Genomic DNA, 12950 nt, shown 5'->3' with positions numbered 1-12950 from the left:
GATGACTTTGAAATCCTTATTAGTTTTTGTTAGGAAATAAGGTGCGTTTCCCCTGTTACCGCATCAGCATCAGAAAATTATCTGCTGCAAAAATTGGCTTTGTGATTTCTGCATTCCAAGCTTGCTGCTAGCCTTTATTCTACTTTTACGTTAAACGCTAACAGTTTATAGCAAAACATTGCGTTTTGGTGTGGTTTATTGCAAAATGTAAATAAAAGTAAAGTAAAATTCCACTCAAAAATTTGCAGAAGAAACCGTGGAAATGGCTTCAGATTCTATTAACAATCTGCAACATTTAGATTGTATTCAAGGTTACAAAGAAAGTTAATACTAATCTCCTCCTTTAGGAGGAAAAATGAGGCAAGTAGTTGTAGTTTATTGGTTTATTAATCCTATACACATGAATTGCATCATACCTTTGAGGATGTAAGGTCAGGAATTAAAACTGTTAATCCTCGTAATCGCCAGTTTTTGCTATTAAATTGACATTCAATTGTGGTTTTTTGGATGTCTATTCAATTGCTAGGCATTGCTGGCTTACTACAACTAGCAACTTGGATTAGGTTAGATAAGGATGCAATAAACTAGATGGCAACAAAATATCCTAAATTTAGCCAGGATCTCGCTCAAGATCCGACTACGCGTCGGATCTGGTATGCGATGGCTCAGGGTAATGATTTTGAAAGCCATGATGGCATGACAGAAGAAAATCTTTACCAAAAGATTTTCGCTACTCACTTCGGTCATGTGGCAATCATTTTCCTGTGGGCTTCCAGCCTCCTGTTCCATGTAGCCTGGCAAGGTAACTTTGAACAGTGGATTAAAGACCCGCTGCATATTCGCCCAATCGCCCATGCGATTTGGGACCCCCACTTCGGTAAACCAGCAATCGAAGCTTTTACCCAAGGTGGCGCTACCAATCCTGTAAACATTGCTTATTCTGGGGTCTACCACTGGTGGTATACCATTGGGATGCGGACGAACAATGACCTCTACCAGGGTTCAGTGTTTCTCCTGCTGTTAGCAGCATTGTTCTTGTTTGCTGGTTGGCTGCACTTACAACCCAAATATCGTCCTAGCCTCACTTGGTTCAAGAGTGCTGAACCTCGTCTAAACCACCACTTGGCAGGTTTGTTTGGTGTTAGCTCTCTGGCTTGGGCTGGTCACTTAATTCACGTTGCAATCCCCGAATCTCGCGGACAGCACGTAGGTTGGGAGAATTTCCTAACTACGTTACCTCACCCAGCAGGTTTGACACCCTTCTGGACAGGTAACTGGGGTGTTTATGCTCAAAATGCAGATACAGCTGGGCATATCTTTGGGACATCTCAAGGTGCAGGGACTGCAATTCTGACTTTCTTGGGTGGCTTCCATCCCCAAACACAGTCGCTGTGGCTGACCGATATGGCTCACCACCACTTGGCGATCGCTGTTATCTTCATCATTGCCGGACACCAGTACCGGACTAACTTCGGGATTGGTCACAGCATCAAAGAGATGCTCAACGCCAAAAATTTCTTTGGCGTCCAAACTGAAGGACAGTTTAACCTGCCACACCAAGGGTTATACGACACCTACAACAACTCGCTGCATTTTCAGTTGTCTATACACTTGGCAGCTCTAGGCACGGCGGCGTCTTTGGTAGCGCAGCATATGTACTCGCTACCTCCCTATGCCTTCATGGCCAAGGACTACACAACACAAGCAGCGCTATACACCCATCACCAGTACATTGCTGGCTTCCTGATGATTGGTGCGTTTGCTCATGCCGGCATTTTCTGGGTACGGGATTACGACCCAGAGCAAAACAAAGGCAACGTACTCGATCGCGTGCTGAAGCACAAAGAAGCGATTATCTCTCACTTGAGTTGGGTATCGCTGTTCTTAGGCTTCCACACCCTTGGGCTATACGTCCACAACGATGTTGTGGTTGCTTTTGGTACACCTGAAAAGCAAATCCTGATTGAGCCGGTATTTGCTCAATTTGTTCAATCTGCTCATGGTAAAGCTCTGTATGGAATGAACGCTTTGCTATCTAACTCAGATAGTATTGCCTACACAGCTTGGCCAAACTACGGTAACGTCTGGTTATCAGGCTGGCTGGATGCCATTAACTCCGGCACTAACTCTTTATTCTTGACCATCGGGCCTGGTGATTTCTTGGTACACCATGCGATCGCTCTGGGTCTGCACACCACCACCCTGATTTGCGTCAAGGGTGCGTTGGATGCTCGTGGTACTAAGCTGATGCCCGATAAAAAGGACTTCGGCTACACCTTCCCCTGTGATGGTCCTGGTCGTGGTGGTACTTGCCAAACTTCGTCTTGGGAGCAGACTTTCTACCTCGCCTTTTTCTGGATGCTCAACCTCCTTGGCTGGACTACCTTTTACTGGCACTGGAAGCATCTAGGTATTTGGCAAGGTAACGTAGCTCAGTTCAACGAGAACTCTACTTACCTCATGGGTTGGTTCCGTGACTACTTGTGGGCTAACTCCGCTCAGTTAATTAATGGATACAACCCCTACGGTACAAGTAATTTGTCTGTATGGGCTTGGATGTTCCTGTTCGGACACCTGGTTTGGGCAACCGGGTTCATGTTCCTAATTAGCTGGCGTGGATATTGGCAAGAGTTGATTGAAACTCTAGTATGGGCACACGAGCGTACTCCACTGGCTAACCTGGTTCGTTGGAAGGATAAACCTGTTGCTTTATCCATCGTTCAAGGTTGGTTGGTTGGTCTAACTCACTTCGCAGTTGGCTACATCCTTACCTTTGCAGCATTCCTCATAGCATCAACCGCTGGTAAATTTGGCTAAAAATTTTTGATATCCTCTGACCTTTAGCAATTTCCCCCTCTATACCTTCAGGTGAGAGGGGGATTTTTATATTTCTATATCAATATCTGGGGAAGGAAGAGGCTGGGTAAAGTCGAGCATTCAGCTTGATATATTTTTCTGTGTGTTTGATATCGCAGTGTTCCAAAAAGACTTGAATTTCTCTGGTGCTGTAAAGAATGGCACGCTTGTGCGCGTTATTTATTGAGGCAAGCTCTTTGAGCAGGGGGAGCGGGGGGGGTGCTGGGGGAGACAAAGAAATAAATGTATTCAAAGTTATTGCAGTAGTAAGAGATACTGTCAATTACTCTTTACTCTCTCAGCCTCCCCAGGCTAAAGAGCTTATCTTCGTGACATTCTTTCCTGGTAGTGATTGACCTGGGTGTGAGGAGTTAAGCATCGAATAATACATTTATCTCTTGAGGCAGAAGCCTTGAATATGAAAAAGCTTTTACCTTAACTACATTAAGAAAAAGTTATTGAATAGCTCACTTTTGTTTAAAATCATCAGTGCGCCATTAACATTTATCTTGATCCTGTCTTTTAGCGTCAGGAGCATACTTGCAAAACCCAGAGCGTATTCAAGTCGGAGACGAAGTACTGATTTTAAAACCTAACTATGTAGCGGGAAAATATGGCGTAGTTCTTGGTCGAGAGTCACGCTCAGATAGTCAAGCAAGCCTGCGCTGGCTGATTCAAGTGGTAGATTCGGATTCGTCCATTATTGTAGTGTCGCTCACAAAAGATGAGTTTATCTTGAGCAGTCCAGAATCAGACTGACTTCAGTATCGTACTGGTGGCTCGTTATCGTACATTCAAGGGTTTAGGGACTTCCAAGTAAAAAAATATTCCATCGCTTTGATGGCACTTGTGCAGGAGAGAAGTGACGGGTAGGCAGGGGTCTCCCCAAGTGAAGCAACTTCGGAGAGCAGGGGGAGGGAAAGCCGTTTTGAAGGAGTAAAATTGGATAATTTATTTTTTGGAGTTCCCTTAAATCCCCGACTAAAAATGTCTTTAATTTTGAATTTTGAATTGTTAATACTATGTTGCGATCAGACAGATTCGGATTCCCTCCCCTCTGCTCCCCTGCTCCCCTGCTGCCCTAATTTACTATCTTTGAATGCAACTCGGTATAAGTATCGCTTTCCAAGTATATCTTTAAGCAATTAGCCATAACTTGGACGTGAGGGGGGAAGTTCATTGTAATGTGATTGCCTGGAACTTCGTGGATTTCTAGTCCTTCGATTGCCAAATTTTGCCAGCCAAGTTCTGGGTTTTGGGGGTTGAAGGAGTCGCGATCGCTTGCTCGGAAAAAGATAACCCGACCTGGATAAGCTTGCGGGACATAACTTCTCATCGCTTTAATGTTGCTTCTAAACAGATGGTAGTAGTGGCGCAGTTCACTTATATCTAAGTCAGCAGGCATTCTCAAAGCAGTTTTTCCTTGCTCCAAAAAGTAGCGCAGCCGTTCGTCAGCGCTCAGTTGCTCTAGGGAATCCGAGGCGATCGCAACGTTAGCACCAACATCCAACAAGTAAGCCATGATTTTGAGTTCGTCATCTTCTATGTTTTCTGAAGGCATATGACCAGGGCCAGGAGTATCGATAAGAGCCAGTAAAGCAACTTTTTCCCCAACTGCTTGGAGTTGCTGCGCCATCTCGTAGGCAATCATACCCCCAAAAGAAGCGCCTCCCAGAAAATATGGCCCTTGCGATTGAACGATACGCACCGCTTTTAAATAATGAGCTGCCATTTCCTCAACCTGAGTTAAATTGTGGCTTTCCCCTGCCGTATTTTCGGACTGTAAACCATAAACTGGTTGATCTGAGCCGAGATAATGTGCTAAATCACGGTACTGGTAGACGTGTCCGCCAGCAGCGTGTACCAAGAACAGAGGGGTCTGTAAGTTTCCGGCTTGAATTTTTACCAGCGACGATGGGAGTGTTTTAGTAATAGATGGCGAGTGGGTTGTTTCTATTAATTTTATTAACGCGGCAATTGTTGGGGCGTCGATTAAACTATGAGGAGACAGTTTTGTTTGAGTAGCTTCACTGACCTTGCCAAGGAGATGAACGGCTAGTAAAGAATCTCCCCCCAGTTCAAAGAAGTCATCGCCAATGCCGACTGGCTCGACACCCAAACATTTTTGCCAGATATCTGCAATAGTCTGTTCTAAGCCATTGCGCGGGGCAACATAAGCATTGCTTAGTTCCGGTCGAGAGTGGAGCTGTTTTGAAGGGTTGTAATTTACAAGCAATGGTTGAGATACAAAATGCTGCTGGAAGCGGGCGATAAAATCTTGAGTTGAGACTAAAACTTGGGGTAGAGCGATCGCTAGAATGCGACTAAATGCCTCGGTTCCCTCAGACGGTAATATTCCGTGTTTCAAACTTTCTTCGCGCCATTTCTTGAGTTCTGCTGGCACAATTGCATTGGCTGCTTGTCCAACCTCTTGCCAGCTATCCCAGTTAATTGCAACGGTGAACCTGTTAGAACGAGTGGTATTGTATTGAGCAAAGGCATCTAGAAAAGCATTCGCACCACAATGGTCTACTACTCCAGGAAACGGTAGAAATGAATTGAGAGAAGAACAAAGTACAAAGAAATCTAAATTCAAATTTTTGAGGAGAGTATCCAGTACCAAAGTTCCTTGCAGTTTAGGTGCGAGAAGACTAGCTGAGGTTTCTGGCGTTTTCATTTGAATTGTGCCTGCTGGTGAAATTCCGGCGGCGTGGATAACACCGTGAATTGAACCAAAGCGATCGCCAATTTCACAAATAACCGCTTGCATTTGTTCAAGGTTGGCAACATCGGCACACGCAACTATGACTTCTGCACCTAATGCTTCCATATCCTGAAATTTGCGAATTTTGACGCTGGTACTATCCTGTTCGTCATGAGAGGTCAGCCATTGTTCCCACTCGGATTTTTTGGGAAACGGCGATCGCCCAACTAATACTAATTTTGCCTGTACTGTTTTTGCGAGATATTCTGCCAAAACTAAGCCAATACCGCCTAATCCACCTGTAATTAGATAAACTCCGCCATTTTTTAACCGAGGTCTTGCTTTCTCAGTTTTATCTAATCGGACGGGTGCAAAGGTTTGTAGCCAACGATGATTACCACGATAGGCGATCGCAATATCTGAGGTTTGAATGGTTATTTCTGTAAGCAAATTGCTAATTAACTTCTCTTCTTGCTGAGTTCCAGGTTCGGGCAGAACTATATCAATGCTGCGACAAGAGATATTGAGGTATTCTTGGGGAATAACTTTACATGGGCCGAGTAGGGTTGCTTTCTCCGGGCATAGATTTTCTTCACCTGTCACTTCTTGCAGGTTGTTAGAAATGACAGCAATTTTTAGGCGATTGCCTCCGGCACTGCGCTCCGCGCAATCGCTGAGATTTTGTTTCCCTATTGCCTGTGCTAAAAAGAACAAGCTCCAAAAACCTAAATTTTGCAACTTTTCTACTTGCTCAAATCTCGTTTTTGACGACTCGTTAGGCGTAACACTCCACAAATGCACAATAGTTTGCGGCATCTTGTTGAGTGCGTACAGTTCTTTTAACAAAGCATCATAGTCTTGGAGTTGTGAGGGATTGATCGTATAAATATTGTTGCCCTCGCTACTAAAATATTTGCCTATACTGACAGTAATCACATCTTGACTTGCGAGTTTTAGTTGGTTGACGATGCGATCGCCTAAACCGCACTCATCTAAAAACACCAACCAACAGGAACCTTCTTTAGTACCGTCAGTATTTTGCACCGGAATCGGTGAACGTTGCCAAGAGGGAATATAGAACCAGTCAGCAATATCTGATTGTTTGGTCAAAGAGTTAGCAGCCTCAGTCTGCGCCCAGTCCATACCAGATACCGCTTGCGGTTCAATCCAGTAACGCTGACGTTCAAAGGGATAGGTTGGTAACGGCACACGATAGCGTTGTTCGCCAGTATAAAACTCTGACCAATCAATTTCTACACCTGCTAGCCAAAGTCGTCCTAGAGTATTTAACAAAAATGCCACATCTGATTGTTCTTCTTGGGGATGGCGCAAGGAAGAAAGGATGACCGCCCCTGCATCTTTATCGGGATGCTGTTTAGCGAGTGTCATCAGCGTTCGGCCCGGCCCAACTTCTAAGAGAATTCTATTTGGGTCTTGCATCAACTGTTGCACACCATCAGCAAAGCGTACTGTCTGACGTAGGTGTTGTGCCCAATAGTTGGGATTGGTAGCTTCTGCGGCGGTAATCCAAGTGCCGGTAACGTTGGAGATATAGGGAGTTTGTGGGGGGTTCAGCTTTACTTTCTTAACCCGCTCAATGAAAGGTTCTAAAATAGGTTCCATCATTTGCGAATGGAACGCATGGGAAGTATGCAAGCGACGACTTTCTGGTAACTGCTGTTCTAAAGCATCTATCTCTGCAATTGTACCTGCAATGACGCAACTCGAAGGTGCATTGATGACTGCCAGAGAAAGATGTTCGTTGAGGTGCGATCGCACTTCTGTTTCTTTTAAAGGTACGGCTAACATGGCTCCCGGAGGCATTTGCTGCATCAACCGCCCCCGTGCTGCAACCAATGACAAGGCATCTTCCAAAGAGAATACACCAGCAATACACGCTGCAACATATTCGCCAATACTATGCCCAATTGTCGCTTGAGGACGCACGCCCCAAGACATCCATAATTGTGCTAAAGCGTACTCAATGACAAACAGTGCTGGCTGTGTAATTGCTGTTTGCTTTAATTGCTGTGCGGCAATTTCTGCTTGTTCTTCGCTAGGATACAGAACATCACGCAAATCTATTCCTAAATCAGGTTTGAGGAATTCCGAGCATTTATCGATTTGTTCACGAAATGTCGATTCAACCTGATAAAGTTCCAACGCCATATTCACGTATTGGGAACCTTGGCCAGAAAACATGAATGTGATTGGCCGTTGTTTGGATTCTTGAGTATTTGTCAAAACTCGCTTCGGATCGAGGCTAGAAAGTACTGTAACAGCGTCTTCAGAATCGCTACAAACAACTATCCGGCGATGACTAAAAGCCTTGCGACCTACAGCAAGCGTGTAGGCAACATCAGCCAAGTTGAGTTCGGGATGCTGTTTTAAATGTGCAATTAAATTGTGTGTGGCTGTATCAAGTGCAGATTCAGATTTGGCTGAAACTATCAACAACTGATAATTTCTCCCCTGCTCCTCTGCTCCCCTGCCCCCTTGCCCTCTTAAAGATGGTGCTTCTTCTAAAACAACGTGGGCATTCGTACCCCCAATCCCAAACGAACTGACTCCAGCACGGCGAGGACTGCCATTTTTTTGCCATGCAGTCAGTTTTGTATTCACATAAAAAGGACTATTGGCAAAATCAATTTTGGGATTTGGGGTTTCAAAGTGCAAACTGGGTGGTAGAGACTGGTGCTTAAGTGCCTGAACAGTTTTGATTAAACCTGTAACCCCAGCTGCTGTATCCAAGTGTCCGATATTTGTTTTCACCGAACCAATAGCACAAAAATTCTTTTTCTGGGTGCTAGCGTGAAAAGCTTTCGTGAGTGCGGCAATTTCAATGGGGTCACCTAATGGTGTTCCCGTACCGTGTGCTTCGATATAAGTAACGCTTTCTGGATCAACTTCCGCCATTGCCAAGGCTTGAGCAATCACTTCTGCTTGTCCGTCTACACTGGGAGCGGTGTAACCTACTTTCATAGCTCCGTCATTGTTGAGAGCAAAACCTTTGATGACAGCATGGATAGTATCCCCATCTGCGATCGCATCTTCTAATCGCTTTAAAACGACAATTCCGACTCCACTTCCCGCCAAGGTTCCCTTCGCTTGAGCATCAAAAGCCCGACAATGACCGTCCGGCGAAAAAATCATGCCTTCTTGGTACAAATACCCCGTTTTTTGCGGCAAGCTAATCGAAACTCCTCCTGCCAAAGCCATGTCGCATTGATAGTTCAGCAAGCTTTGGCAAGCCATACAAATAGCGACTAACGAAGTCGAGCAAGCTGTTTGAATATTAACGCTCGGCCCTTTGAGGTTGAGTTTATATGAAACACGAGTGGGCAAGAAATCTTTATCGTTGGCAATTATGATTTGATAAGCGCCAGCCGAACGAGCAAACTCAGATGCCCAAAGATTATTCAATAAGTAGGCACTCATCCCCACCCCCGCATACACTCCAATTGCACCTGTGTATGTTTCTGGGTTGTAACCCGCATTTTCCAGCGCTTCCCAAGCAGATTCTAAAAATAAGCGATGTTGTGGATCGGTAATGGTGGCTTCTTTGGGACTAAAGCCAAAGAAAGCAGCATCAAATAACTCGACATCTTCTAAAACTGCTTTGGCTTTAACATAGTCAGGGTTACGAACTACGGCTGGTTCGATGCCATTCGATTCTAATTCTTGCTCCGAGAAGAACGAAATGGACTCTACGCCATCCTTAAGATTCTGCCAAAATTTCTCCACATTTTTGGCTCCTGGAAATCTCCCAGCTAGTCCAACAATGGCAATTCCTTCTAAGCCGACGCTAGTTTGTAAACTATCCATTGTGTTGCTTCCTTTGCATTCTTTGCTTTTGTAGATGCAGGGCTTGTTTTTGCTTGTTGGCGCGTTCGCGGCTTTGTGTAAATCCGGGTTGTACTTCGTCCTGACTCAAGTGTTTAGCCAAACTACTGATAGTGGGATATTGAAACAATTCCACCATTGAGATGTCTTGCTGCAACACGTCGCGCAACTGGCCGTGAACTTGTGCCATACGCAGAGAATGACCGCCTAAGTCGAAGAAATTATCGTGCAAACCAACTTTTTCCACTTGCAAGACTCGTTGCCAAACCGAAGCGATCGCTTGCTCTATCTCTGTTTGGGGTGCAACATAGCTGCTGTCTAGTTGCGATCGCAGAGCCTCCGGTGCGGGCAATCCCTTGCGATCCACCTTGCCATTCGGAGTTTGAGGTAAGGCATCGAGAAACACAAAGCTAGAAGGCACCATATAGTCGGGTAACTTTTCTTTGAGAAAGCTTCGCAAGCTTTCAACAGCCGTGCGTTGCAAAACTTTTAAAAAGCCTCCAATTTTGAAGAGATACTCAACACTTTTATTCAAAACCGCTTGCTCGGATGGCGTAATCTGAAATTGAATCCCAACTCGTTTTCCTTGCTGCCAAGCAATTTTTCCAGTAAACCACTGAGCTTCACTCGAACCTGGTAGTGTAAGGTACAAGCGGAGGTGTTGAGCGATACCTGCCATCTCTGGCATTCCTACCAAACAAGCGCCTCCAACGGAGATATCCTCAGTTTGGAGTTTCACTGTCCCGTAGCCGTTCAATTCTGCCAAACACTCGCTTTCATAAGGCACCCGATTCGGTTTTTGCTTCGAGACTATATAAGCAACCAGCCGCTTGTCACCTGATGTGTCCTCTCGTGCTATAGCGATCGCTTCCCGTACATCTGGGTGCTGGCTCAAAACCGCCTCAATTTCTCCCAGTTCAATACGGAAACCGCGAATTTTTACTTGATTATCAATGCGTCCAAGGTATTCGATATTACCATCAGCAAGATAACGAGCCAAGTCTCCAGTTTTGTACAGACGCTCCTCTGAGCTCTGAGTGCCCAATGCCCTCTGCCCAATGCCCTTTGACTTGAAAATAAACTTCTCAGCGGTCAGTTCCGTTCGGTTAAGGTAGCCGCGTGCTAAACCGACTCCGGCAATATATAGTTCACCAGGAACGCCGAGCGGGACAGGCTGTAGATGAGCGTCAAGTATATAAACTTGCGTATTCGCAATTGGATAACCGATAGGTAATTTCTTGTGGCCTGGAGTACATTCAGCAACAGTGGCACAGACAGTACTTTCTGTTGGGCCATAAGCATTGAAGAACCGACGACCAGGTGCCCAACGTTTCACTAGTTCGGGAGGACAAGCTTCTCCAGCGACAATAATTGTCTGCAAATCGGGAAGTTCCTCTGCTGGCAAAACTGCTAGTGCTGAGGGAGGCAAGGTAACAATTGCGATCTGCTGGTCGCGCAACAACTCAAGCAAAGTAGTACCTGGAAGCAAGTCGTCCCGTTGGGCAAGGACAAGGGTTGCTCCAGCGAACCAAGCCATGACAATTTCCCAAATAGAAGCATCAAAACTGAGGGATGCAAATTGCAAAACACGGTTGTCTGGCTGCACGTTGAAAAGCTGTTGCTGTGCTGTAGCTAGATTGCACAGACCGCGATGTGTAAGTAAGACACCTTTAGGTCTACCTGTAGACCCAGAGGTGTAGATTGTATAAGCTAGATTGTCAGAGGTGACGCCAGAAACAGGGTTTTCCTCACCGCAGGTATCCGTTTCCCACTTGTCTAGATAGACGATGGTTGTCTTTTGTAATGATTCGTTGTGTGTCTGGTCAATGCCTAATGACTGCTGAGTTAGCAGCACGGGAACTTGAGCATCCTCTAACATAAATGCCAAACGCTCGGCAGGGTAACTAGGATCGAGTGGCAAGTATGCACCACCTGCTTTGAGAATGCCTAATATACCGATGAGAGTTTCTAGCGATCGCTCAACGCAAATCCCCACCAGTACTTCTGGCCCGACACCGAGGGTTTGTAGGTAATGCGCTAGTTGATTAGCTTTGGCATTGAGTTCTCGGTAGGTAAGCTGCTGATCTGCAAAAACTACTGCTACAGCATTGGGTGTTTTCTCCACCTGCGCTTCAAATAACTGATGAATGCAGGCGTTCTGAGGATAATCAGCTTCGGTGTGATTCCACAACTGCATCTGCTGCCACTCTGGTTGAGTCAGCAACGGTAACGCACCAATGGACTGGTCTGGATTAGCAAGGATACCTTCGAGTAAGGTTTGGAAATGCCCGACCATACGAGCGATTGCATCCGTTTCAAACAAATCGGTGCTATATTCAAACGCGCAGATGAAACCTTCTGCTCTTTCTTGTAATGTCAATGTCAAATCAAATTTTGCTGTGCCCGTATCCATATCTAGGAGGCTGTAACTCCACGGTGGAGTCAGGCCTGGCATGGGGGGTGCAATAGCAAAAGCTACTTGGAACAGAGGATTACGACTCAGTTCACGTTCGGGTTGCAGCGCTTCTACCAGTTTCTCGAAAGGCACATCTTGGTGAGCGTCGGCTTCTAGAGTCACTTCCCGCACTCTAGCCAGCAATTGCCGGAACGTCGGATTGCCAGACAGGTCAGTTCGCAACACTAAAGTATTGACAAAAAAGCCCATTAACCCCTCTAGCTCGGGACGTTGGCGATTGGCAATAGGCGAACCGACTAAAATATCTTCCTGTCCTGTGTAGCGGTAGAGTAAGGTTTTGAACACTGCTAACAGTGTCATAAACACAGTGACGTTTTCCTGACGGGCGAAAGTCTTCAGCGCCTCGCTAAGGGTTGAGGATAGGGCAAAGGGTTGTCGCGCCCCTTGGAAAGACTGGACGGCGGGCCGTGGTCTGTCGGTTGGGAGTTGTAGCACGGGCAAAGAACCGCCGAGTTGCCGCTGCCAGTAAGCGAATTTGCTTTTTAGAAGCTCACCTTGCAACCACTCTTGCTGCCAAAGGGCAAAGTCAGCGTACTGGATGGGAAGTTCGCTAAGAGGTGAAGGATTGCCCTGTGAGAAAGCATGGTAAAGAACCATTAATTCCTGCATGAGTACGCCAAACGACCACCCGTCTGAGATAATGTGGTGTACCGTTACTATAAAGGTGTACTCCTGTTCGGCAAGGCGCAAAAGCGTGACGCGCAGCAGCGGCCCTTGAGCTAAATTAAACGGTCGTTGAGCTTCTGCGGTTGCCACTCTTTCGACTTCAAGTTGGCGGTTTGGTTCGCTTAAGTGGTTGAGGTTTATTTCTTGCAATAAGTAGTAATGCCGCAGGGTAAAATTTTCTTCCACCGAAGCAACAGCTTGTACGGGTTGTCCGTCGACGATTGCAAAGGTTGTTCGCAGAATTTCGTGGCGACGAACGATTTCGTTAAAACTCTTCTCTAGCGCCACCCGATCTAAGCGTCCGTGAAATTGTACAGCACCGGGAATGTTGTAAATAGGACTGTTGGGAATTAATTGGTCAAGAAACCATAACCGTTGCTGAGAAAAAGAGAGAGGAAAGACAAA

At 45.8% G+C, this 12950-nt stretch carries 3 protein-coding genes and 1 pseudogene; 2 read left to right on the top strand and 2 right to left on the bottom strand.

What is annotated here, in order from left to right; genetic code table 11:
• Positions 1-588: 588 nt before the first annotated feature.
• A complete protein-coding gene (psaB, locus tag AC5JL8_RS07010; RefSeq protein WP_495879058.1) occupies positions 589-2817 on the top strand; it encodes a photosystem I core protein PsaB in 2229 nt (742 codons plus the stop codon).
• A gap of 579 nt (positions 2818-3396) precedes the next feature.
• Positions 3397-3615 (top strand): hypothetical protein, encoded by a 219-nt coding sequence (locus tag AC5JL8_RS07005; protein WP_495879057.1) that lies wholly within the window; start codon positions 3397-3399, stop codon positions 3613-3615.
• 322 nt (positions 3616-3937) lie between these two features.
• Here AC5JL8_RS07005 and AC5JL8_RS07000 read toward each other — a convergent pair whose 3' ends face one another.
• Positions 3938-9385 (bottom strand): SDR family NAD(P)-dependent oxidoreductase, encoded by a 5448-nt coding sequence (locus tag AC5JL8_RS07000; protein WP_495879056.1) that lies wholly within the window; start codon positions 9383-9385, stop codon positions 3938-3940.
• Positions 9378-12941 (bottom strand): annotated as a pseudogene (locus tag AC5JL8_RS06995) (amino acid adenylation domain-containing protein); the annotation flags it as partial. The pseudogene AC5JL8_RS06995 and the gene AC5JL8_RS07000, both read right to left, overlap by 8 nt.
• Positions 12942-12950: the final 9 nt, after the last annotated feature.

The sequence above is a fragment of the Mojavia sp. genome, from assembly GCF_059505145.1.
The sequence above is the reverse complement of the archived record's forward strand: the minus strand, read 5'-3'. Positions and strand labels throughout refer to the sequence as shown.

Coding starts and splice junctions, on each gene's coding strand:
- psaB (WP_495879058.1), top strand. CDS start 589: ATGGCAACAAAATATCCTAAATTTAGCCAGGATCTCGCTCAAGATCCG.
- AC5JL8_RS07000 (WP_495879056.1), bottom strand. CDS start 9,385: ATGGATAGTTTACAAACTAGCGTCGGCTTAGAAGGAATTGCCATTGTT.